At 69.6% G+C, this 23,362-nt stretch carries 18 protein-coding genes; 9 read left to right on the top strand and 9 right to left on the bottom strand.

Annotation, left to right across the window (positions count from 1 at the left end):
• The first annotated feature begins 22 nt into the window (after nt 1–22).
• The 3 genes from AC07O8_RS05955 (at nt 23) to AC07O8_RS05945 (ending at nt 4,333) form a co-directional block, all read left to right on the top strand.
• A complete protein-coding gene (locus tag AC07O8_RS05955) occupies nt 23–1,357 on the top strand; it encodes a M20 family metallopeptidase (protein WP_495047163.1) in 1,335 nt (444 codons plus the stop codon).
• Nucleotides 1,358–1,554: 197 nt separating this feature from the next.
• Nucleotides 1,555–1,953 (top strand): DUF2946 domain-containing protein, encoded by a 399-nt coding sequence (locus AC07O8_RS05950; protein ID WP_495047162.1) that lies wholly within the window; start codon nt 1,555–1,557, stop codon nt 1,951–1,953.
• Between the two features lie 55 nt (nt 1,954–2,008).
• Nucleotides 2,009–4,333: a TonB-dependent receptor gene (locus AC07O8_RS05945; protein WP_495047161.1), complete on the top strand. Its 2,325-nt coding sequence runs from the start codon at nt 2,009–2,011 to the stop codon at nt 4,331–4,333.
• Here the strand turns inward: AC07O8_RS05945 and AC07O8_RS05940 are convergent.
• Both AC07O8_RS05940 and AC07O8_RS05935 read right to left on the bottom strand, forming a co-directional pair.
• Nucleotides 4,327–4,617, bottom strand: coding sequence for a type II toxin-antitoxin system RelE/ParE family toxin (locus AC07O8_RS05940; protein ID WP_495047160.1), 291 nt, complete (start codon nt 4,615–4,617; stop codon nt 4,327–4,329). The genes AC07O8_RS05945 and AC07O8_RS05940 overlap by 7 nt on opposite strands.
• On the bottom strand, nt 4,614–4,919 hold the full coding sequence (locus AC07O8_RS05935; protein WP_495047159.1) for a hypothetical protein: 306 nt from the start codon (nt 4,917–4,919) through the stop codon (nt 4,614–4,616). The genes AC07O8_RS05940 and AC07O8_RS05935 overlap by 4 nt, the downstream gene beginning before the upstream one ends.
• Nucleotides 4,920–5,240: 321 nt before the next feature.
• Between AC07O8_RS05935 and AC07O8_RS05930 the strand changes: the two genes are divergently transcribed.
• The 3 genes from AC07O8_RS05930 (at nt 5,241) to AC07O8_RS05920 (ending at nt 10,417) form a co-directional block, all read left to right on the top strand.
• Nucleotides 5,241–7,448 (top strand): prolyl oligopeptidase family serine peptidase, encoded by a 2,208-nt coding sequence (locus AC07O8_RS05930; RefSeq protein ID WP_495047158.1) that lies wholly within the window; start codon nt 5,241–5,243, stop codon nt 7,446–7,448.
• Nucleotides 7,449–7,627: 179 nt separating this feature from the next.
• Nucleotides 7,628–8,734 (top strand): hypothetical protein, encoded by a 1,107-nt coding sequence (locus AC07O8_RS05925; protein WP_495047157.1) that lies wholly within the window; start codon nt 7,628–7,630, stop codon nt 8,732–8,734.
• A 462-nt stretch (nt 8,735–9,196) separates the two neighbouring features.
• Nucleotides 9,197–10,417 carry a hypothetical protein gene (locus tag AC07O8_RS05920; RefSeq protein ID WP_495047156.1) on the top strand — a complete coding sequence of 407 codons (1,221 nt, stop codon included), beginning with the start codon at nt 9,197–9,199 and terminating at the stop codon, nt 10,415–10,417.
• Nucleotides 10,418–10,475: 58 nt separating this feature from the next.
• Here the strand turns inward: AC07O8_RS05920 and AC07O8_RS05915 are convergent, their stop codons facing one another.
• From AC07O8_RS05915 to AC07O8_RS05905, 3 genes are all read right to left on the bottom strand, one after another.
• The gene (locus AC07O8_RS05915) at nt 10,476–12,908 is read right to left on the bottom strand and encodes a membrane-bound PQQ-dependent dehydrogenase, glucose/quinate/shikimate family (RefSeq protein WP_495047155.1); all 2,433 of its coding nucleotides are present in this window, start codon (nt 12,906–12,908) and stop codon (nt 10,476–10,478) included.
• Nucleotides 12,909–13,102: 194 nt separating this feature from the next.
• Nucleotides 13,103–14,425 (bottom strand): class I SAM-dependent methyltransferase, encoded by a 1,323-nt coding sequence (locus AC07O8_RS05910; RefSeq protein WP_495047154.1) that lies wholly within the window; start codon nt 14,423–14,425, stop codon nt 13,103–13,105.
• A gap of 142 nt (nt 14,426–14,567) precedes the next feature.
• Nucleotides 14,568–15,305 (bottom strand): response regulator, encoded by a 738-nt coding sequence (locus AC07O8_RS05905; RefSeq protein ID WP_495047153.1) that lies wholly within the window; start codon nt 15,303–15,305, stop codon nt 14,568–14,570.
• A gap of 119 nt (nt 15,306–15,424) precedes the next feature.
• Between AC07O8_RS05905 and AC07O8_RS05900 the strand changes: the two genes are divergently transcribed.
• Nucleotides 15,425–16,858, top strand: a complete 1,434-nt coding sequence (locus AC07O8_RS05900; RefSeq protein ID WP_495047152.1) for a hypothetical protein — start codon at nt 15,425–15,427, stop codon at nt 16,856–16,858.
• 30 nt (nt 16,859–16,888) lie between these two features.
• On the opposite strand, the gene argJ is transcribed toward AC07O8_RS05900, so the two are convergent.
• A complete protein-coding gene (gene argJ / locus AC07O8_RS05895; protein ID WP_495047151.1) occupies nt 16,889–18,118 on the bottom strand; it encodes a bifunctional glutamate N-acetyltransferase/amino-acid acetyltransferase ArgJ in 1,230 nt (409 codons plus the stop codon).
• 120 nt (nt 18,119–18,238) lie between these two features.
• Here argJ and AC07O8_RS05890 point away from each other — a divergent pair, with 120 nt between their 5' ends.
• Entirely contained in the window at nt 18,239–19,597 is a 1,359-nt protein-coding gene (locus tag AC07O8_RS05890) for a hypothetical protein (protein WP_495047150.1), read from the top strand.
• On the opposite strand, the gene AC07O8_RS05885 is transcribed toward AC07O8_RS05890, so the two are convergent.
• The 3 genes from AC07O8_RS05885 to AC07O8_RS05875 all read right to left on the bottom strand — a co-directional run bounded on the left by AC07O8_RS05885 (nt 19,488) and on the right by AC07O8_RS05875 (nt 21,684).
• Complete coding sequence (locus AC07O8_RS05885; RefSeq protein ID WP_495047149.1) at nt 19,488–19,739, bottom strand: hypothetical protein; 252 nt, start codon at nt 19,737–19,739, stop codon at nt 19,488–19,490. The genes AC07O8_RS05890 and AC07O8_RS05885 overlap by 110 nt on opposite strands.
• Before the next feature lie 29 nt (nt 19,740–19,768).
• Entirely contained in the window at nt 19,769–20,869 is a 1,101-nt protein-coding gene (locus tag AC07O8_RS05880) for a DnaJ-like protein C-terminal domain-containing protein (protein WP_495047148.1), read from the bottom strand.
• A gap of 170 nt (nt 20,870–21,039) precedes the next feature.
• A complete protein-coding gene (locus tag AC07O8_RS05875; RefSeq protein WP_495047147.1) occupies nt 21,040–21,684 on the bottom strand; it encodes a prolyl hydroxylase family protein in 645 nt (214 codons plus the stop codon).
• A 127-nt stretch (nt 21,685–21,811) separates the two neighbouring features.
• On the opposite strand from AC07O8_RS05875, the gene urtA reads away from it, so the two are divergent.
• Complete coding sequence (gene urtA, locus AC07O8_RS05870; RefSeq protein ID WP_495047146.1) at nt 21,812–23,128, top strand: urea ABC transporter substrate-binding protein; 1,317 nt, start codon at nt 21,812–21,814, stop codon at nt 23,126–23,128.
• The last annotated feature ends 234 nt before the right edge of the window (nt 23,129–23,362 follow it).

The raw sequence follows: 23,362 nt of genomic DNA, 5'->3' as shown, positions 1-23,362 counted from the left end.
GATCTTCCGGACCAATCAGCTCATGACCGACTCCTCCCAGCCCGCGCCACAGTCCGCGCCACAGACCACGTCCCCGACCACGTCCCAGGCTTCGTACGAAGCGCTCGACGCGTGGATCGACGCCCACTTCGACGAGCAGGTCCGCTACCTGCAGGCGCTGGTGCGTGTGCCCACGGACACGCCGCCAGGCAACAACGCGCCCCATGCCGAGCGCACGGCCGAGCTGCTCGCGGAGATGGGCTACGTCGCCGAAAAGCACGCGGTGCCGCAGGCGCAGGTGCGCGAGTACGGCCTCGAGTCGCTGACCAACCTGATCGTCCGACGTCGCTTCGGCGCCGAAGGCGGTGGCCCGGTGATCGCGCTGAACGCGCACGGCGACGTGGTCCCGCCCGGCGACGGCTGGACGCACGATCCGTACGGCGGCGAGGTCGTCGACGGTCAACTGTTCGGACGCGCGTCCGCCGTCAGCAAAAGCGACTTCTCGACCTACACCTTCGCGCTGCGCGCGTTGGAGGCGCTGGCCGCGCAGGATGTCGCACAGGGGGCCGCGCCGGGCGTGGCGCTGAAGGGCGGCGTCGAACTGCACTTCACCTACGACGAGGAGTTCGGCGGCGAACTCGGACCTGGTTGGCTGCTGCAGCAAGGGCTGACCAAGCCCGATCTGCTGCTCGCCGCCGGCTTCGGCTACCAGGTGGTCACTGCGCATAACGGCTGCCTGCAGATGGAGGTGACCGTCCACGGCAAGATGGCGCATGCCGCGATCCCGGACACCGGTGTCGACGCACTGCAGGGCGCGGTCACGATCCTCAACGCGCTCTACGCGCGCAACGCTGCGTACCGCGAGGTCACGTCGAAGGTCGAGGGCATCCAGCATCCCTATCTCAACGTCGGTCGCATCGAGGGCGGCACCAACACCAACGTCGTGCCGGGCAAGGTCACGCTGAAGCTGGATCGCCGGATGATTCCCGAGGAGGATCCGGTCGTCGTCGAGGCGGAGATCCGGGACACCATCGCAAAGGCGGCAGCCTCGTTCCCCGGCATCACGGTCGACGTGAAGCGCTTGCTGCTCGCTCGCGCGCTCCAGCCGCTGCCAGGCAACCGGCCGCTAGTAGAAGCGCTGCAGCGTCATGGCGAAGCGGTGTTCGGCGAGCCGATCCCGACCTCGGGCACGCCGCTCTACACCGATGTGCGGCTCTACGGCGAGCATGGCATCCCCGCGGCGATCTACGGTGCTGGTCCGCGCACCGTGCTGGAGTCGCATGCCAAACGTTCGGACGAGCGTGTCGACCTCGACGACTTGCGTCGCGCGACGAAGGTGATTGCCCGCACCCTCTTCGATCTCTTGAGCGCTCCCTGAGTCAGCGACTCGTCGAACGCGAAGCGGGCATGGCCGGGGCCGGGGGCGAAGCCGAGCGTTCAAGACTGACTTGAGCGCCGTCTGTCTGAGCGACGCGAGCCGGAGGTGAGCAGAGCGAGTTGGCGCGACCTCGCTCGTCTTCGCCGCCGGCCCCGGCCATGCCTGCTTCGCGCGCTCGTCCTAGAATCCACCGCGTCATGCGCCTGCATTCCCCCGCACTCTTCGCCCGCTGGATGGCCGTCCTGGTCTTCTGGCTGGCGGCGCTGCTGCCTGCGGCGTCCATGGCGGCGCAGGCCTTGAACGGGGATCTGGCGCCGTGGACGCAGATCTGCCGATCCAGCGTGGTGGGTCCGCGCGCTGCCGAGCTGCGTGCTGGCTTGGCGGACAGTGGCGCGGACGACCAGGACCACGCGCTGTTCCAGCACTGTGCGTTCTGCCACCTGCACCAGGATGCGCTGCCGTTGCCGCCGATGCCTGCGGTGCTGCCGCTGCGCACCGAGCTGCGTCACGGCCTGCCGGAGCGTTTCTACAGCGCCTCGGTCACCGCGCATGCCTGGCGCAGCGCGCCGGCCCGTGCGCCGCCCCTGACGGTCTGAAGTCCGCTGCACCGGCCCGAGCCGGTGCTCCTTCATTCCGTTGGAGTTCCTTTCCATGCACAGCATTTTCCGTGCGCGCCGGCTTCGAGCCGGTGCGCTGACGGTGCTGGCGTCCGCTTCCGCTGCCGCGTGTACGACTGTGTACGCCGCGGAGGACGCCGACGTCCGCGCTCTTTCCCTGGGTATCGTCCGTGTCGACGGTGCCGCGCCGACCTCGCTTCCCAGCCGCATTCCCACCACGATGGAGGGCGTCACCGGCGAGGCGATCGCCCGCGACATCAACGCCACCGACGCCGAGGACGCGCTCAAGTACCTCCCCAGCCTGCTGGTGCGCAAGCGCTACATCGGCGACTACAACCACGCCGTGCTGTCGACGCGCGCATCCGGGACGGGCAACAGCGCGCGCTCGCTGGTCTACGCGGACGGCATCCTGCTGTCCAACCTGCTCGGCAACGGCGCGACCTTCGCGCCGCGATGGGGGCTGGTGTCGCCGGAGGAGATCGCCCGCGTCGACGTGATGTACGGGCCGTTCTCGGCCGCGTACTCGGGCAATGCGGTCGGTGCCGTCGTCGACTACCAGACGCGCATGCCGACGCGGTTCGAGGCGCATGCGCGGGTGGGCTACAGCCATCAGCCCAACGACCTCTACGGCCACAAGCGCGACTACGACGCGAAGCAGGCGAGTGCCTCGATCGGCAGCGCTGAAGGCGCGTTCTCGTGGTGGCTGCACGCCGGCCGTACCGACAGCGAGGGACAACCGCAGACCTTCGCGACACGGACCTTGAGTGCGTCGGCCCCCGTGGCCGGCGCCGTACCGGTCACCGGCGCCGTGGCCGGACTGAATCGCACCAACCAGCCGTGGTTGCTGCTCGGCAGCGGCACGCAGTACGACACGGTGCAAGACCAGGCGAAGGTGAAGCTCGCCTACGACATCGATCCGAGTCTGCGCGCGATGTACGTGTTCGGGCTGTGGAGCAACGACTCGGACGGCCGTTCGCAGAGCTTCCTGACGGACGCGAACGGACGGACCATCGACCACCGCGCCGGCGGCGGCATCACCCAGCCGGTCAGCATCGACGGCAAGGGCTACACACTCAGCGCGAGCGACTTCCCGCAGACGCGCGATGAACTCGAACACCGCATGCACGCGATCTCGCTGAAGCGCCGCGTGCGCGACGGGCTGGGGTGGGAGGTGTCGGGGAGCTTGTACGACTACCTCGCCGACCGCTCGCGGGCTTATGCGCCGACGAGCGCCGCCCCCGACGCCGGCCGGCTCACCGATCAGGCGGGCACCGGTTGGAACACGCTGTCCGCCAAGCTCACCTGGACGCCGGACGGCGGCGATCACACGGTCGATGCGGGCGTGTCGCAGGAGCGCTATCGGCTGCGCACGCGCGTCTCCGCGCTGGCGGACTGGCGGGCGGGGGACGCCGGTGCGTTCACCTCGCGCTTCGACGGCGACACGCGCGTGCGCGCCGTCTTCGCGCAGGACGCCTGGGCGTTCGCGTCCGACTGGACGGCGGTGCTCGGCCTGCGCGGCGAGCACTGGCAATCCTTCGACGGCGTCACGCAATCCACGACCAACCTGCAGAACCACCCATCACGCGCACAGACCGCCTGGTCGCCGAAGGCGGCGCTGTCGTATGGACTGAGCGAGCAATGGGTGATCAAGGCCAGCACCGGCCGCGCGGTGCGCTTCCCCACGGTGAGCGAGCTGTTCCAGGGCGGCTTCAACGCGGCGGGGCAGTTCATCAACAACGACCCGAACCTGAAGGCGGAGCGCAGCTGGACCAGCGAACTCAGCGCAGAATGGACCGGCAAGGATCGCGATGCGCTGCGGGTCACGTTCTTCCATGAGGACAGCCGCGATGCCTTGTACTCGCAGTTGAACGTCGCGACCAACGCGAACACGGTGCAGAACATCGACCGCATCCGCACGCGCGGCGTGGAGCTCAGCGGCACGGCGGGACTGCCTCAGCGCGTGACCCTGACGGGCAGCGTGACCTTCGCCGACTCGATCATCCTGGCCAACGCCGGCTACGCGACGGTGCCGGGCGACACGATCGGCAGGTGGCAGCCGCGCGTGCCGCGCTGGCGCGCGACGATGCTCGCGCAATGGCAGGCGCGCGACGACCTGAGCCTGAGCCTCGGCGCGCGCTACAGCGGCAAGCAGTTCAGCACGCTGGACAACAGCGACGTCAACGGCTTCGCCTACATGGCGGCGAGCAAGTACTTCACCGTCGATGTCCGGGCCCAGTGGCGAATCGACAGGCAGTGGACCCTCGCCGCCGGCATCGACAACCTCAACAACTACCAGTACTGGAACTTCCATCCGTATCCGGGGAGGACATTCCAGGTAGAGGCGAGGTGGGATTACTGATCCGTTGAGGACGGCGGCCACTGCCGCGCCGTGTGGATGACGCGGACCACCGAGAGAAAGTCGTCCTCCACTCGATAGACGATGCGGTAGTTCCCCCTGACAAAGGTCTCCCGTGTTTCGCCGCCGACGCCGAGCGTGCCGATCCCTGGCTGAAATGCAATCAACGAGAACGACCTGGAGAACTCCTTTCGCAACTTGCGAGCTGCGATCGGGTCTTTCTCGCGAATATGAAGCAGGATGTCGGACAGTTCGCGCTGGGCCGATTGGCTCAGCGCGGCCTTCAACGCTTCGACGGGAGATCCGGCGACCCCTCCGCTCCAAGAAGTTGATCCATGGACTTCTCAAAGTCTTCCAGCGAGACCGTGTCTCCGCGAGCGATCTCTCCGAGCCCTTCCTCGACCATGCGGAAGTGGCGGGCCCGCTCGCTGTTCGGATCGTGATACTCCGGAGAGTTCCGGAACAGCGACGCGCTGATCATCTGCGTCACCAACTCGTCCACCGTGAAATGGACGCGCTGAGCTCGTGCTTCAAGCTCGCGCATCAGTCCCGATGCGATACGGACGGTCAACGTGGTGATCTCGGACATGAGGAACCTGAAGTCGATCGGTTTCAGTAGGGCGTTCATTTTGCACCTGCGCTTTTCCAACAGCGGAAGCACCGATTCTCAGAAGCGCCCGGCGGGCCAGATTCGAGCCAAAGCCCAAAACGACTCCGACAAGTCGGTCCGTCGCGAAAGACGATCACTTTGAGCCACCGTCGCCGCGATGGATTCGATGAAGTTCGTCCACCCCGTACTTCCCCGCCCTGACCAAAGGCACCCCAGGGACAGCGGGGCACAATCCCCGCGCACCGCCCCGCCTGGCCACGAGCCGCGCGGGGCGGCTTCCCGACTCCAGGAGCACATCGCATGCAATTCCGCCTCACGTTGACCGCCGCGCTGGTGGTCGGGCTCGGCACCGGCACGGCCGCCACCGCCCAGACCGCCACGGCGCCGGCCGCGGCCACCGCTTCCGCGACCGCCTCGACCACTTCGCAGGGCCTGACCTATCCGGTCACCCGCAAGGTCGACCAGACCGACAACTACCACGGCACCACCGTCTCCGACCCGTACCGCTGGCTCGAGGACGACAACAGCGCCGACACCAAGGCCTGGGTCCAGGCCGAGAACGCGGTCACCGACAAGTTCCTCGCCGCGATGCCGCAGCGCCTGTCCGCGCGCAAGCTCTACACCGACCTCTACAACTTCGAGAAGTTCGGCGTTCCCTTCAAGGAAGGCGGCCGCTACTTCTGGACCCGCAACAACGGCCTGCAGCAACAGGCGGTGCTCTACACCGCCCGCAGCCTGAAGGACACGCCGCAGGTCGCGCTCGACCCGAACACGCTGTCCAAGGACGGCACCGTCGCCCTGACCGGCAGCGTCGTGTCCCGCGACGGCCGCCTGATGGCCTACGGCACCGCCGGCGCCGGCTCCGACTGGCAGACCTGGAAGGTCCGCGACCTCGACGCCGGCAAGGACCTGGACGACACCATCGACTGGGTGAAGTTCTCCGGCGCGTCCTGGACGCCCGACGGCAAGGGCTTCTTCTATTCGCGCTACGACGCGCCCAAGGCCGGCGAGGCGCTCACCGGCGCCAACTACTTCCAGAAGGTCTACTACCACCGCCTGGGCACGCCGCAGTCCGCCGACACGCTGGTCGTGGAGAACCCCGCCGAGAAGGAATGGGGCTTCAACGTCGACGTCACCGACGACGGCCGGCTCGCGCTGATCAACGTCTGGAAGGGCTCCGCCCGCAAGAACGGGCTGATGGTGCTGCCGCTGGACGGCAAGGGCGGCTACGGCGGCGCCAAGCCGGTGCCGCTGACCGTCAGCTTCGACGCCGAATATGCGCCCGTCGTGCTCGACGGCCAGCGCCTGATCGTCAAGACCGACAAGGACGCGCCGCGCGGCCGCCTGATCGCGATCGACCTGGACAAGGACTGGCAGGCCAGGGATCCCAAGACCTGGACCACGCTGGTGCCCGAGACCCAGGACGCCCTGACCTCCGCCAGCGGCGTCGGCGGCCAGCTGGTGCTGAGCTACCTGCAGGACGCCGCCACGCTGGTGCGCGTGCACGCCCCCAGCGGCAAGCATGTGCGCGACATCCAGCTGCCCGGCGTCGGCACCGCCGCCGGCTTCGGCGGCAAGTGGAACGACCCCGAGACCTTCTTCAGCTACACCAGCCTGACCACGCCGGGCGAGATCTGGCGCCTGGATGCGAAGACCGGCAAGGCCGAGCTGTTCAGGCGCACGCAGACCGCGTTCGAGGCGGACCAGTTCGAGAGCCGGCGCGTCTTCGTCACCAGCAAGGACGGCACGAAGCTGCCGATCTTCATCGCCCATCGCAAGGGCCTGAAGCTGGACGGCAGCAACCCGACGCTGCTCTACGGCTACGGCGGCTTCAACGTGCCGATGACGCCGGGCTACGGCGTCACCGCCGCGACCTGGATGAAGATGGGCGGCGTCTACGTGCTGGCCGTGCTGCGCGGCGGCGGCGAGTACGGCGCGGCCTGGCACGAGGCCGGCACCAAGGGCAAGAAGCAGAACGTCTTCGACGACTTCATCGCCGCCGGCGAATACCTGGTGGCCCACAAGTACACCCAGCCGGCGAAGCTCGCCATCAACGGCGGCTCCAACGGCGGCCTGCTGGTCGGCGCGGTCGTGAACCAGCGGCCCGACCTGTTCGGCGCCGCGGTGCCGCAGGTCGGCGTGATGGACATGCTGCGCTTCCACAAGTTCACCATCGGCTGGGCGTGGACCTCGGACTACGGCAGCTCGGAGAACGCCGCCGACTTCCAGTGGCTGAAGGCCTACTCGCCGCTGCACACGATCAAGAGCGGCGCGCGTTACCCGGCCATCCTGGTGACCACCGGCGACCATGACGACCGCGTCGTGCCGGCCCACAGCTTCAAGTACACCGCGACGCTGCAGGCCGCCGATACCGGCCCCGCGCCCAAGCTGATCCGCATCGAGACGCAGGCCGGCCACGGCGCCGGCAAGCCGACCTCGAAGATCATCGAGGAGCGGGCGGACATCCTGGCCTTCATCGCGAACACCTTCGGGATGGACGTCCAGTGAGTCGCGCCAGGCGCGTCCCGCCCGGCAGGGCGACGCGCTGACCCGCCGGTGCGCGATCGCGCACCGGACGGATCGAATCCAGGCCCGGTCCGCCTCGTGCGCGCCGGGCCTGTCGCTTGTGGCAACGCCGTGGAGCGAACCGAAAGGGTCGCATCGGACAACTGATCAGTCCAACCACTGTGTCCGACGTCGCCATGCATCCCCTGCCCGCCTCCGCCACCCCCTCCCTGATCGATGACTGGGAGATCGTCGACGAAACCGACGCGCCCATCCCCCATCAGCCGGTCGACGAGTTGCGCATCGCACTCCAGGAGGCCAACCCGGACCGCGCGCGAGCAGCCATCGACCTGCTGCGGGATCAGACCGACCGGCGCAAGATCGATGTCGACCAGTGCCTGCGGCATCTCCTCGACGCGCTCGGCGACAGCGCGCTGAGCCGCGCCAATCCTGCGGCGGCGGTGTATGTCGACGCCCTGGTCGCCCTCAAGAAGGTCATGTCGCAAAAGCACCGCCATGGCGGGGGCCGATGGTCGGAAGACACCGTGGCGAAACGGCTCGAAGCCTCCATGCCGGCGCTTCTGGGCCAGGCGGGGTGGCCGACGGACGATCGGCGGCCCGCGGCCGCCGCCCGCTTCATCGAGCGTATCGCGACGTTCATGCGTGCGGACCTCGTGGGTCCGAAACGAGGCCTCGCGCTGATGCAGGGAGCGACGGGCGGGCTCTCCCTGGCACAGAAAGCAGTGCGACAGGGCGATCAACACGGCAAGGTGTTCGCCGCCGTCGTCAAGGCCTATGCAGACGCCGCGCGGACCGGCACTGTCCAGGGGCCGGCGCTGATGTCGCTGATGCAGGCAACCACCCGCGGACGCACCCTGCTCGGCGAGGCCGCATTGCGTTCGCAGCCCGTGGACATCGCCTCGCTGCTCGACGCGGCACGGGAGGCGCTCGACGCCAAGGCGCTGAGCCAGGACGAATACAGGCGTCTGGTCACCGAGTCGGGACCGTCGACCGACGTCCTGCCGGTCCTGTGCGGCGACGACAACGAGGACGCCGGGCCGCTGGCGAGTTATCTCCACGCCCTCAGCCACGCGGAGCGAACCGGGACGGCCCCTGCGGGCCTGTTGGCCGGCATCCTGCAGGGTCGCGACAGCCGCGGCGCTTTCCAGCTCCGGCAGATCGACACGGCGAAGGCCGGAGTGGTCCGCGACATCCTGGACCAGCCTGACGCTGCCGGTTCGATCTCCACGGCGGCGCGGGCGGCGATCCGTCAGTTGCTCCCGCGCTGAGCGGCAGGCGCCGCTTCACCGAAAGCGAGGAAATGGGCGCAAATTCCGGCCACTTGTTTGGCCGGAATTGCGCCCTGTTCTTGTCGTCTCGACCTCTTTGGCGACAGCGATGATGCGAAGCATGACGACACGCCGCACGCCCGCCAGCCCGCAGTCCACGCTCCCGCGTCCCTGCCCGCATTCCTGCCCGGCCAGGCCAGCCCCGGCGCCGGTCCCGCCCCCGCGGACCTGAGTTCACACGATCCACGCGCCCAGGCCGCGTCCCATCGCGGGTCGCCCATGGCCGGCGCGCATGCGCTTCCCCTTCGCCACGCCGCAGCGTCACGCCCTCAGCAGTCCGGGCGTTCAGGCGGCGTCACAGCGCCCTTGCCCGGCCCTTCCACGAGGGGCCGGGTTTTTTATTGGCACCGGGGCTTGAAAGCGCCGTGTGCGCCCGCCGCTCACCCGCCACGTGCCCGCCACATGCCCGCCGTGCGTCGCATGAACCAATGGCGGCAGGCGTCGACTGACGTGCTTTGCCACTGTCAGCCCCCCATGAGAGCCGCCTTTCCCTCCGCCCCCTCCTCCCCCTCATTCGTCACCGACTTCGTCGTCGTGGGCACCGACGGCAACATCGAACACGAACCGCCCAGCAGCCTGCGGGATCGACTCAACGCGGCCGTCGCCGACGGCGATGTGGGCACGACCGAGGACCTGCTTGAACGGATCCAGACGCGCAGCGGGTGGTGCGGCGAGATCGACGCCAGGACGCATTTCGACATCCTGCAGGCGGCGTTCGAGGTCGGTGTGCGCGCAGGTCACGAGGCCACGAGCACCGCCTGCCTGCGGGCCATGGCCCAGGACGCCGAGCTCAAGGAGGTCGCCCGGGACGGCCTCCCCGCCACCCTGTCACTCGGGGGAAGCCGGTCGGACCAGGCCTTCGCCAAGATCACGCCCGAAGTCCTGGGCTGCAGGATCCGTCACATCGCACAGGCCGCCATCGCCGGTCTTGTTTCGCCTCGGCGCGCAGCGGCGCTGCTGACCGGCGATGGCCCACAACCCCTGCTGCGCGCGGTGCTTGGGACGCCCGATCGCTTTCGTGCGGCTGTCCAGGCGTATGCGTGCGCCGGCAGGGAGAAGGTCGTCCGCGGCGAGCCCTTCAAGTCGCTGATGCAGGCCCGGCATGACGGAGAGACCCTCCTGCTCTGCGCCGCGCGTCAGGACCTCGGCCAAGCCGTGTTCGACTTCATGGATGCGGCCCACGCCGTGCGACGCCGGCAAGCCATCGACGAGAACACCTACCTGCAGTTGATCACCGAGGGCCGCGACGCAAGCACCGTCGTGGCTGCCCTGTGCGCACCGCCGGGGCTCATCCATCTGGACAAGCCGACGACCGCCCTGGAGAGCTATCTGAAGGGACTGTTGACGGCGCGGCTCCCGGGCGCCGTTACCCTGAGCGAACGGGCGTTCGCGAAGATCCTGCTGGCACCCGGCGGCGACGGCCAGCCCGCCATCGCCCAGTGTGGCCGGGATCAGGCCGCCATGATCCGATCGAAGCTCAAGGATGCGCTCGACATGAGATTGCTGAAGCCCTCGACGGTGGCGGACATCCTCGGGCACCTGCCCCGCGCCGAGGTGGACGAGTTGAGCGGCGAGGACGCGGCGCTCGCGTGGCAGCACTTGAAGGGTCCTTCCCGCTTCTGAGCCGTGCCCCCCGCAGGGAGCCGGCCCACCGTCGCCGCACCTGGGAATCCGCCGCGCCTCAGCGTTTCTCCAAGGCATACGCGCGCACATGGTCGCCGGGTTTCGTCCCGGTCGACCCGTGCCCGCCGGCGATGACGAGCAGGTACTGCCGGCCGTCCGCGCCGAGGTAGGTCATCGGCGTGGCCTGACCGCCGGCCGGCAGCCGGCTTTCCCACAGCACGCGGCCGTCGTTGACGTCGTAGGCGCGCACGTAGTCGTCCATGCTGCCGGACAGGAAGGCCACGCCCCCCGCCGTCATCAGAGGTCCGCCCAGGCTGGGCACGCCCAGCTTGAACGGCACCGGCAGCGGCGACAGGTCGCGCACGGTGCCGTTGCGATGGCGCCAGACGACCTTGCCCTCGTTCAGGTCGACACCGGCCACCGTGCCCCACGGCGGCGCCTGGCAAGGGATGCCCAGCGGCGAGGTGAAGGGCTTCATCTTCGCGGCGAACGGCGCGCCGAAGTTCTCGTTGAGCGCCGGCAGCGCGCCCTTTGGCGGCCCGCCGTCCTGCACCAGCAGCGAGGTGTCGTCGCGCCGCGGCACCAGCGTCGAGGTGAAGCCCAGCACCGCCGGTGTGGTGAACGCGATGCCGCGCACCGGATCGACCGCGATGCTGCCCCAGTTGAAGACGCCGAAGTTGCCCGGGTTGATCAGCGAGCCCTGCTCGGACGGCGGCGTGAAGCGGCCCTCGTAGCGCAGCTTGTGGAAGGCGATGCGGCACCAGAGCTGGTCGAACATGGACACGCCCCACATGTCGCGCTCGCGCAATTCCGGCGGGTTGAACGAGATCGCCGACACCGGCTGCGTCGGCGCGCTGAAGTCGCCCGCCGCCGCGCCCTGCGGTGCCGGCGTTTCGGTCACCGGGAACACCGGCTTGCCGTCGCGGCGGTCCAGCACGAAGAGCTCGCCCTGCTTGGTCGGCTGCACGAGCGCGGGGACGCGCTGGCCCTTCACCGTCAGGTCGACCAGCACCGGCTGCGCGGGCACGTCGTAGTCCCACAGGTCGTGATGCACCGTCTGGAAGACCCAGCGGACCTTGCCTGTATCCAGATCGAGCGCCACGACCGACGACGAATGCTTCTCGACCGCCGCGGAACGCTTGCCGCCCCACTGGTCGGGCGGCTGGTTGCCCATGGGCAGATAGACCAGACCGAGCGACTCGTCGACGCTGGCCACCGACCACATGTTGGGCGAATTGGCCATGTAGCTCTGACCGGCCGCGATCGGCGCGGTGGCGTCGGGATTCCCGGAATCCCAGTTCCAGACCAGCGCGCCGGTCTCGATGTCAAACGCGCGGATCACGCCGGACTGTTCCTTGGTCGAGGCGTTGTCGAGCACCGTGCCGCCGACGATCACCAGCTTGCGGGTCACCACCACCGGCGAGGTGGAGTAGTAGGCGCCCGGCTGCGCATTGGGCATGCCGGCCATCAGGTTCACCGCGCCCTGCTGACCGAACGAGGGGCAGGTCTTGCCGGTCGCGGGATCCAGGGCGATCAGCCGCGCGTCGGCGGTGGGCATGAAGAGCTTGGCCGCGCAGGCCGCGGGCTGCGCCCCCGCCGCCGCCATCGTGTCCGCCGGCGGCTGGTAGGACAGGCCGCGGCAGGTCAGATGCTGCAGCGCCAACTGTCCGCGCACCTGCGGGTCGAAGCGCCACAGTTCGCGACCCGTGGTCGCGTCCAGTGCCAGCACCGTCTGGTGCGGCGTGCAGAGGAACAGCCGTTCGCCGACCTTCAGCGGCGTGACCTCGAAGGTGGTCTCCACGGGATCGCCGGGCCGGCCGCGGACGTCGCCGGTGCGGAAGTCCCAGGCCAGCTTCAGATCGCCGACGTTGGCCGGCGTGATCTGCGCCAGCGGCGACCAGCGCTGGCCGAAACCGGTGCGGCCGTAGGCGTGCCATTCCCCCTCCGGCACCGCTGCTGCCCCCGATGCCGGCGCGCCCGGCGGACGTGCGGCACCATTGGCCGGCATCGTGCCTTCGACCGAATGCAGATCGCGCGTCCAGGACGTCACCGCGACGATCACGAAGATCCCGAGGACCGCCGCCAGCGCCAGCGCCGGCGGACTGCGCCACGCGACGCGACGCAGGTCGTCGACCGGCAGATGGCGCCGCATCGTCGGCACCAGCGCGAGCAGCACCGCGCCGATGAGGAAGGGCACGCCGAGGCGCGCCCCCAGCGGCCACCAGTCCAGGCCCGTTTCCCAGAGGCTCCACACGAGCGTGGCGAGGAAGTAGAGCGCGTAGCCGAACACCGCCTCGCGCAAGCGCCCCCACATCAAGGCGCCGATGACGGCCCAGGCCAGACCCGACAGCGCGTAGAACCAGCTGCCGCCGAGCGAGGCCAGCAGGCCGCCCGCGGCGAGCATGACGAAGCCCAGGATCAGCAACGCGGCGCCGAGGACGCGGGCCAGCCAGGGGACTGGGGCGGGAGAAGGGGCAAGGACGGTCGACATGGCGCGTGTTCGGCAATCGACATGCCGGTTGCCCCCGCCGTCTGTGGACAAGTCCTGGGAAAAGCTGAGGTCGGCGCGCCCAAGCCGTTGATCCGTCAGGCCCTTTGTTGGTCTGCTCCGGAATTGGGCAGCGCGGGCGTCTTCACGTCGGCCTCACGGCCGGTTCATGCCACCTCAAGCCGCCTCATGCCGCCTCATGCAGCTTCGAGCCGACCTTCCACCCGCAGCAAGGTCTCCAGCGCCTGGCTGCGCAGGCCGTAGAAGCGCTTGATCTCGTCGAGCTGCGCCAGCAGCTCCGCGCGCCGCGCCGGGGTCGGGTCTTGCGGGCGCTTCACCGCGAGCACCATCTTGTTCTTGCTGGTGTGCTCCAGCGCGATGAACTCGATCACCTGCGTGTCGTAGCCCATCAGCTCCAGCAGCAGCGCCCGCAGCGAATCGGTCACCATCTCCGCCTCCTGGCCGAGGTGGATGCCGTGCTGCAGCAGCGGCCGCAGCGCGGCCGGCGTCGTCATCTGCGGGCGGATCTCCTTGTGACAGCACGGCGCGCACATGATGATGCGCGCGCCGCTGCGCAGGCCGAAGTGCATCGCGTAGTCCGTCGCGATGTCGCAGGCATGCAGCGCGACCATCACGTCCAGCGGCTGGTCGCCACACTCGCGCACGTCGCCGTGCTCGAAGCTCAGGCCCTCGAGCCCGTGCCGCGCCGCCGCCGCATTGCCCAGCGCCACCATGTCCTGCTTGAGCTCGACGCCCTGCACCCGCGGCGCCAGGCCTTGCGTGCGCAGCCAGTCGTGCATCGCGAAGGTCAGGTAGCCCTTGCCGGAGCCGAAGTCGGCCACGCGCACCGTGCGTGCCGCGCCTGGTTGCGCATCCTGGGGCGCGTCCAGGCCCGCCTTGCGCACGGCCGCGCCGAAGATCTCGATGAACTTGTTGATCTGCTTCCACTTGCGCGCCATCGCGGGCACCAGCGCGGGCTGGCCCTTGAGCTCGTGCGTCACGCCGAGGTCGCGCCAGAAGGGACGTTCGGCGGACAGCTCGCGCGGCTTGGCGCGGTCGTGTCCGCCGGGGGTCGCGGCCTCGCCCGCGTCCTTCGCGTCCTTCGCGTCCTCCGCGGCAGGGGCGCCTGCGCCGCCCTTCTTCCCGACCTGCAGCAGCGGCTTGCCCTTGCGGCTGAAGCGCAGCTGCACCTCCTCGCCGAGCGTGTCCAGGTGCGCCTGATGGAAGTCGCGCCCCAGCAGGCCGTCGATCAGCGCGAGGCCCTCGTCGAGCGGATGGTTCTTCGTGACGTCCTTGGTCTTGTGCCGCCACAGGAAGCTCAGCGCGCGCTCGCCGCGCAGCTCGATGTCACGCACCGTCAGCCGTTCGATGCTGGTGTCCTCGCCCTCGTGACGGCCCAGCAGCAGGCGTTGGAAACGGCGTTCCGCCAAGGCCGTGCGCAGCAGGCGCAGGAAGCGCTGGCGCTCGTCGGGCGCGGGAGGATCGAGGGGCGGGGTGAACAGGGGACTTCCGGCAGGCATGGGACGGATTGTCCCGCCAATCGAATGTCCTGCTGGAGGTCCCGTCCGAGGCCTGGTCCGAGACCTGGTCCGAGGCCCGGTCCGAGGCCCCATCCGAGGTCCCGTCGGCAATCCCGTCCGAGCCCCCGGTGCCGGGGTCGGGTCACTCCGGGCGGTCGAGCACCAGCAGCCAGTGGCCTTCGCCGATGTCCGCATCGTCCCCGGCCGTCAGCGTGAAGCTCAGCCGCTGTCGCGTCTCGCCCGCGCGCGGCGCGATCGTCAGCGAGGACGGCGGCGCCCCGGCGCGGCGGCGCAGCGCCTCGCGGTGCAGCCAGGCCAGCACTTCCGGCGGCAGCCGGGCGTGCTCCGCCCACGGCGGCGGAAAGTGGGCCGCCATCAGCGCGCGCGCCTGCGGCGTCTGCCAGGTGCACTGGCCGTCGCGCTCCCGCACCGCCATGCGGGCCGTCGGCCGGCGCGGCTCGATGGGCACGGCCGTCGGCGCCGGCGACATCAGCCCCTCGATCCGCTGCAGCAGGTCGCTCATCCGGACCGGCTTGAGCAGGCACTCCGAAGCGCCGGCTTCCCGCAGGGCCTCCACCGGCTGCAGGCTGCGCGGACGGCTCAGCGTCAGCACCGGCACCCCGCTCGCCGCCAGGCGCCGCAGCAAGGTCAACGGGCCGTCGCCGGGCAGCTCCGGCAGTTCCATGTCCATGATCAGGAGGGCGGGGCCGGCGCTCAGGCCGTCGATGGCCGCCAGCGCGTCGGCGGCCCGGAGCAGTTCATAGCCGCTCTCCTCGAGCACCGCCGCCAGCGGCTGCACCGACAGCGCCTGCACGACCAGCAGACGCGGTCGTGCCGAGGCGGGCGGGCGGGTCGGATCGGGAGGCGGCATCGATGGCATGCGCTTCACCATACAAGTCCCGTGCCCGCCGCTCAAGCCCGAAGCGGCGAACTCCGGGGCGTTCGCCCCCGTCCCGCGGCGATCGACGCCGCGGGCGCTGACGCACAATGGCCGGCGCCATGGACGATACCCCCGCCTCGCCCGACATCGATCCGACCGCCCCGCCCGCCGGCGAGGCCGCCGCGCCTGTCGCCGCGCCCGTGCCCGCCGCCCCGGCGGCGCCTTGGGAAGGGCCGTCGCCCGATGTCGTCGCCTGGTTGCTGGTGAACTGGCACAACCGGCATCCGCTGGCGCGCCGGCTCGGCATCGCCGACGTGCACACGGTCGGCGCGGTGGCCCTGCCCTTCATGGCGCAGGCGCTGCCCAAGGAGCCCAGCCTCGAAGGCGGTGCCGCCGTCGAAGCGGCGCCTGCGCCACCGAAGCGCCGCCTGCCCTGGCAGCGCCAGGTCTTGCGTTCGGGCCCGCGCCCGGCGTGGATCGATGAATTCATTCCCGGGTTGAAGACCCCCGCGGTGGCCGCGATGGCCCTGGACAACGGCTTCACCACCGCCCCCGACGACCTGCCGCTGCGCCGCGTCGACATCGACGAACGCGCCCTGGCCGCGGACGCGAACCAGGCTGGTGCATGGCCGATGGAATTGGTGCTGCTGAGCGCCGCTTTCGATGCGGGGCCGGCCCGCCGCCGCGTGCTCGTGGGGCGCCGCGATCAGGTGCTGGGGCAGCGCGCGCTGGACCCCGCCCGGCTGGGCGTGGCCGGCAGCATCGCGGCGCTGGTGCTGATGGCGGCGATCTGGGCGCTGTGGCCCTCCTCGAAGCCCTCCAAGGAGGCGCAGGCGGCCCTCGCCGCGGCCGAGGCGGCATCGGCCGCCTCCGCGGCTCAGGCGGCTCAGGCGGCGTCCGCGGCCGTCCTGGCCGCGCAGTCGGCCAAGGCGGCCGAAGCCGCCGCCGCGGCATCCGCGGCGTCTTCTGCCGTGCTGCCCGTCGACCCGGCGTCTGATGTGGGCGCCGCAAGCGCCGCGGTGTCCGCGCTGCCGAATGGCGAAGGGCCCGCCGCGTCGGCACCCGTCGCCGCGATCCCGAACATCCGCCCGGCGCTGAAAGGCGCCGCTGAACGCCCATCGCCAGAGAAGGACGCCGCGGCGGCGCCGGCGGCTTCAGCACCCGGGACCGCCTCGACCGCTTCGGCCGGCTCGACCGAGGCCGCCAAGCCAGGCGCCTCCGCCCCGGCCGCCGACGCCGAGCGCCGCGTGAGCGTCGACGACACCGGCCTGAGCAGCCTGATGAAACGCGACGGCGCGGCCGGCGGCAAGCTGGTGGCGCTGGTGAGCCAGCCGCACAAGAACAAGGCCGACGCCGAGGCCCTGCTGGTGCGCATGCGCGAGATGATCGGCGCCACGCTGGGCGGCAACGCCGTGACGCACGGCGAGGTCTTCCAGACCAAGGACGGCTGGCGCGCCGCCGTGTGGCCCTTCGGCAGCCGCGAGGAAGCGCAGCTCATCAACGCCACGCTGCTGGCGCGCGGCATCCGCGGGACGCGGGCGGTCGACTTCTGATCGGGACCGATCAGGCCTGATCAGGCCTGGTCAGGACCGGTAGTCGGCGTTGATCGTCACGTACTCGTGGCTGAAATCGCAGGTCCAGACCGTCGTCTGCGCCGGGCCGCGGTTCAAGCCCACGCGCACGGTGATCTCGCTCTGCTTCATGACGCGCTGGCCGTCCGCTTCCGTGTACTCGGGATGGCGGCCGCCCTGCGTGACGACGTGGACGTCGTCCAGGTGCAGGTCGATCAGGCTCTGGTCGAGGTCGTCGATGCCGGCGTAGCCGACCGCCGCCAGGATGCGTCCCAGGTTGGGGTCGCTGGCGAAGAACGCGGTCTTGACCAGCGGCGAGTGCGCGATCGCATACGCGACCTTGCGGCACTCGGCCTCGTCCTTGCCGCCCTCCACCACCACGGAGATGAACTTGGTCGCGCCTTCGCCGTCGCGCACGATCGCCTGCGCCAGCTGCTGCGACACGGCCACCACCGCGTCGCGCAGCGCGCGGCCTTCGTCGCTGGTCAGCGAGGTGATCCGGTCGTGGCCCGCCTGGTGGGTGGCGATCAGCACGAAGGAGTCGTTCGTCGACGTGTCGCCGTCGATGGTGATGCGGTTGAAGGACAGGTCCGCCGCCTCCTTGACCAGCGGCTGCAGCAGCTCCGGCGCGAGGACCGCGTCGGTGGCGACGAAGCCCAGCATCGTCGCCATGTTCGGACGGATCATCCCGGCGCCCTTGGACACGCCGGAGATCGTCACGGTCCTGCCGCCGATCGTGACCTGCTTCGAGCAGGCCTTGGGCAGCGTGTCCGTGGTCATGATGCCGGCGGCGGCCTCGGCCCAGTGGTCGGCCTTCAGCGCGGCGATCGCGGCCGGCAGGCCGGCGACGATGCGGTCGACCGGCAGCGTCTCCATGATCACGCCGGTCGAGAACGGCAGCACCTGCTTCGCGTCGAGCTGGAGCGCCGCGGCCAGCGCGTCGCAGGTCTGACGCGCGCGCGCCAGGCCGTCCGCGCCGGTGCCGGCGTTGGCGTTGCCCGTGTTGATCACGATCGCGCGGATCTCCGTGCCGGCGGCGAGGTGCTCTCGGCAGACCTGGACCGGCGCGGCGCAGAAGCGGTTGGCGGTGAACACGCCGGCGACGCTGGCGCCTTCATCGAGCGCGATCACGGTGAGGTCGCGGCGGTTGGCCTTGCGCACCCCCGCCATCGTGACGCCCAGGCGCACGCCGGGCACGGGCAGCAGGGTTTGCGGATCGGGAGCGGTCAGGTTGACGGGCATGGTGGGTGGGCGTAGGGGGATGAGCAGCCGCAATTGTAAAAGCGGGCCACATGCCGAACGACGACAAACCGGATCATCGACGCGCGCACTGACCGCCTTTCCGTTTCAAAGAAGGTTGTCATGAAGCAACTCCCGTCGACCTCTTCCACGATCAGCGCGCCCGCCAGCGACCCGGCGGACTTGCCGATCCCACCGTCCGCGCCGCCGGAAGACCCGCCGACCTATGCGTCGAGCGACCTGGATCTGATCATGGACGCCGCCGCCGACATGACCGACAACCAGCTGGCGGAACGCCTGAACCGTCCCTTCGACATCCGGCAGCCATCGCGCATCGTCGAACTGGTCCTGACGAAGGACGTGGACGGCGCGCGCCACTGGTTCGGCGCGCTCCGTCGGCTGCGGGCCCAGGGGCGACTGAAGAATGAGCTCGCGCAACTCCTGTCCGGCCAGGGCACGGCGCCGCTTTCCACGCAACCGCTCCAACAGGCCTTGCTCACGCACGGTCCCTGCGATTGCATCCGGGACTACTGGTACAACCACGGCGATGTCACGCGCGAAGAACAGTGGCTCACCAAGGTCGAGGCGGACGCCCTGCTGCTCAGTCGGACTTCTGCCCTGCGCGACGCGGTCCACGCCGGCTGCGAGCTGGCGCCGTTCAAGGCATTCGTGACCGCGCTGCTCCCGGGATTGCAGACCGGGCATGTCTCCCCCGCCGACTTCGTGACCTTCGTCCACGGCGGTCCTGGTGCCGGCAACGTGCTCGATGCGGCGCTCATGCACGAGGATCCCCGTGTCCTGGACGTGTTTCTCGAGCTGGCCACCACGGCCCATTGCCGGACGACGAAGGCAGCGAAGGCCCCAGGGAAGAGACTCCTCCATGTGTTCCCTGTGACCGACGCCCAGTTCGAACGGATCCTCTTGCCGAGCACGACCGGCCAGGCCGACAGTCTGCTGCGCCGACTGGTGGCGCTGGATGCGGCGCCCCAACTGCAGGTCTACCTGAAACGCCTGATGGACGGATGCGCGTATCACGGCCTGCCCACCAAGCTGCTGGTGAAAGCGCTTGGCGATTGCCTGCCGCAGGGGCGGGAGTTGAAAGATCTGGCGATCGATCTTCCCCGCGTTCACGACGTGCTGGCCCTCGCGGTGCGCGACGCCGTCAGGGCGGGCCTGCTCGCGCCATTCGAAGGCGCGCGCTTTCAGTACAACGTGGAGATGGTTGATTTCGACGACCCTGCGCATGCGGCCGCGCACGAGCGCGACACGCCCGCACGCTCGCGAATGGACCGTGGGACGCAAACCGAATCGAGGCGCCGTCGCGGGGGCGGTCTGCTCGCCTGCTTCGGCAGCGGCCGCCGGCCCAGGATGCTCAATCCTGACGGCGACGCTTCCCGAGCAGGAGCGTCATCAATGCCAGACCACCGAGGAACATCGCATAACTCTGCGGCGCCGGCACGGCGCTGGCAGGCAGCACGTTGAAGGTGCCGGAGTAGCTCGCGCTGATCGGCGTGCCCGTCGTCAGGCCCTGGCCGGCGTAACCGCGCACGGTCAGCACCAGCGGACCGCTCAGGCGCACGTCCGGCAACGCGGCGATCTCGAGCGCGTTCGTGTAGCCGCCCACGGCCGCTTCAAGGCCGCTTCAAGGCCGCTTCAAGGCAGGCGGATCCGCTCGCCCTCGCGCGCTTCGCGCGTCTGTTCCCGGCCGCGACCCAGCGTGAAGGTCACGCGCAGCGTCTTCTGCTCGCCGACGGCCGGATCGCGGCTGGCCAGGTCGTTGTCGACACGGATGTCGAGCACGCCGCCGCGGCTGATGTTGCGCAGGCGGTCCGTCACGTCGACCGTGCGTCCACCGCTGCCGTAGGTGGCGCGCACGATGTTCAGGCGCTGGTCCTGGGCCGGACCCTGGCCGCCGGGGTTGTAGCCGCCGGGGTTGGTGACGCTGCCCGGACGGCCGTCCCAGCCGCCGTTCCAGCCGCCCTGGCCCCAGTCGCCGCGGCCCCAGCCGGTGAACTGGCCGCCGTCGATCCACGCGCCTTCACGGTAGTCGAAGGTCCTCACCTGACCGCTGCGGTCGCGGGCGTAGATGCGCAGCGTCTTCGTGCGACCCACCGCCGGGTCGTCGCGGAACAGGCCGTTGGTCACGCGCACCTTCGCGTCGCGCCGCGCCAGCTCGCGCAGGCGGCCGGTCACGTCGATGCTCGCCTCCGGCACGCCGTAACGCGCGCCCAGGATGGCGTACGTGCCGTCGTCGCGGCCGCCGCCACCGCCGCCACCGCCGCCTTCCCAGTTGCCATTGCCGCCGCCGTGGCCCCAGTTGCCGCCGCGCCAGTCGGTGAAGTCGTTGCCGTCGATGACGCTGCCCTCGCGGAATTCGAAGGTGCGGTTGTCGCCGTCCCGGTTGCGCGCGTAGAGGCGCAGCGTCTTCGTCTGGCCATAGGCCGGATCGTTGCCGAACAGCTCATTGGTCACCCGCACCCGGTCGTCGCGCCGCGCCAGGTCGCGCAGGCGGTCGGTCACGTCGATGTTGCGCTGCGCCGTGCCGTAGCGTGCGCTCAGCACCTGCCACTGGCCGTCGTCGCGCGCCGCCCAGGCCGACGAGCCCGTCAGCATCGTCACCAGCAGCATCAGCGCGGCGAGCACCGCCCTGGCCGTCTCGCCGAACCTCCGCGCCATCGCGCGGTCCGGCCGCGCGGCCGGCATCGTCCTCGTCATTCCAGTCATCGACATCGTCATCGCCGTCGTCATCGTCATCGCGGTAGCTCCTCGTGCTTTCCTGTTGTCCGGAGTTCTTCTCAGGCCCTCATTGCCGGGGGTCACGACCTCGACCGGCAAGGGGCGGGATGTTGCATCAACGGGATGAGCTGTCCGGCGGTGCACGCACACTACTTCGAGGTGTTACGAGCGGTCACCACCGCCGAAGATCAATCGAACCGGGAATCAAATCGGGAGTCGAAGCGCGAGTCGAACCCGGAGTCGAACCCGGAGTCGAACTTCGAATCGAACTTCGAATCGGCCGCCAGGTCGACCTTCGGCGCGTACATCACGTCCGAGCGCAGCACGTACTTGGTGCCGGAGCTCACGGGCGCGCCCTCGTGCCAGGTGTCGTGGACGAAGGCCAGCGCGCCGCCGGCCCGGGGCCGCACGGCGAAGTCGCGGAAGCCCGTCTCGCCGCCCTCGAAGCCCTCGTTCAGGTAGACCAGGAAGCTCAGCCGGCTCACCAGCCCGTCCTCGCGCCACGGCCCGTCCTTGTGCATCCGGAACCGCTGGCCCGCCGAGTACTTGTAGAAGCGCAGTTCCCGGGGCAGGCCCACCGCGCGCGACCCGTCGAGCTCCGGCAGCGGCAGCCGCCGCAACCGGTCCCACAGCCGGTCGACCCAGGCGGCGCTCGCCACCATCGTGCGCTCGTTGTTGCGGATGTGGGCCAGCAACTGCTGCCCCGCCTCCAGCCGCACCGTCGCTGCGTCGAAGCCGCTCTGCTCCGCCAGCGCGATGACCTCGGTGCACTCCTCGGGGGAGAGGAAACCCGGCACGGTGAACACGCGGTCGTTGTGGAAATGGGCTTGCATGCGCCCATTCTCCCGGATGTACGCCATGTGCCGTATATGCCCCGCGTCCCCTCCTTCCTAGCATCCGGTCACTTCCTGAAGTCCTGCGAAGTCCGTCGACGTCTTCCTTCATCCACCGGAGCTCCCCATGTCCTCGCACCCGCTGAAATCCGCCCGCACGTCCCGACCCCAGCGCCCCCAGCGCCGTCACGCCCTCAGGACCCTGGCCGTCGCCGGCGCCCTGGCCGGCCTGAACCTGGCCGCCCTGCCCGCCTTCGCCGCCGACACCATCAAGGTCGGCGTGCTGCACAGCCTGTCGGGCACGATGGCGATCTCGGAGACGGTCCTCAAGGACACCGTCCTGATGGCCATCGACGAGATCAACGCCAAGGGCGGCGTGCTGGGCAAGAAGCTCGAGCCGGTGATCGTGGACCCGGCCTCCAACTGGCCGCTGTTCGCCGAGAAGACCCGCCAGCTGCTGACCCAGGACAAGGTCGCGGTGATCTTCGGCTGCTGGACCTCGGTGTCGCGCAAGTCGGCGCTGCCGGTGGTCGAGGAACTCAACGGCCTGCTCTTCTATCCCGTGCAGTACGAGGGCGAGGAACTCAGCAAGAACGTCTTCTACACCGGCGCCGCGCCCAACCAGCAGGCCATTCCGGCCGTCGACTACCTGATGAGCAAGGACGGCGGCGGCGCCAAGCGCTGGGTGCTGCTGGGCACCGACTACGTCTACCCCCGCACCACCAACAAGATCCTGCGCGCCTACCTGAAGAGCAAGGGCGTGAAGGACAGCGACATCGACGAGAAGTACACCCCCTTCGGCCACAGCGACTACCAGACCATCGTCGCGGACATCAAGAAGTTCTCGGCCGGCGGGAAGACGGCGGTGGTGTCGACGATCAACGGCGATTCCAACGTGCCGTTCTACAAGGAGCTGGGCAACGCCGGGCTGAAGGCCAAGGACGTGCCGGTGGTGGCGTTCTCCGTCGGCGAGGAGGAGTTGCGCGGCGTGGATACCAAGCCGCTGGTCGGCCATCTGGCGGCGTGGAACTACTTCATGTCGATCAAGAACCCGACCAACGATGCGTTCATCAAGAAGTGGTCGACGTATGCGAAGGCCAAGAACCTGCCGGGCCACAAGGACAAGCCGCTGACCAACGATCCGATGGAGGCCACCTACATCGGCATCAACATGTGGAAGCAGGCGGTGGAGAAGGCCAAGTCGACCGACACCGACAAGGTGATCGCGGCGATGGCCGGCCAGACCTTCAGCGCGCCGTCGGGGATCACGTCCAAGATGGACGAGAAGAACCATCACCTGCACAAGTCGGTGTTCATCGGCGAGATCCGCGCGGACGGGCAGTTCAACGTGGTGTGGAAGACGCCCGCGCCGGTGAAGGCCAAGCCGTGGAGCCCGTATATCGCCGGGAATGAAGGCAAGCCTGACGAGCCGGCGAAGAAGTGAAGGCCGGGCTCTGGCTGACTGCCTAGAGCCCGCGCGCTGCGCGCGCCCCTCACCCCTGCCCTCTCCCGCAAGCGGGAGAGGGAGTGAGAAGGGCGCGGCTTCACTCCCTCCCCCGCTTGCGGGAGAGAGGGTAAAGAAGTGAGCCAGTCGGACTCCCTCTCCCATTTGCGGGAGAGAGGGTAAGAAGTGAGCCAGTCGGACTCCCTCGCCCACTTGCGGGAGAGAGGGTAAGAA

The sequence above is a fragment of the Roseateles sp. GW821-FHT09G09 genome, from assembly GCF_059415965.1.
The sequence above is the reverse complement of the archived record's forward strand: the minus strand, read 5'-3'. Positions and strand labels throughout refer to the sequence as shown.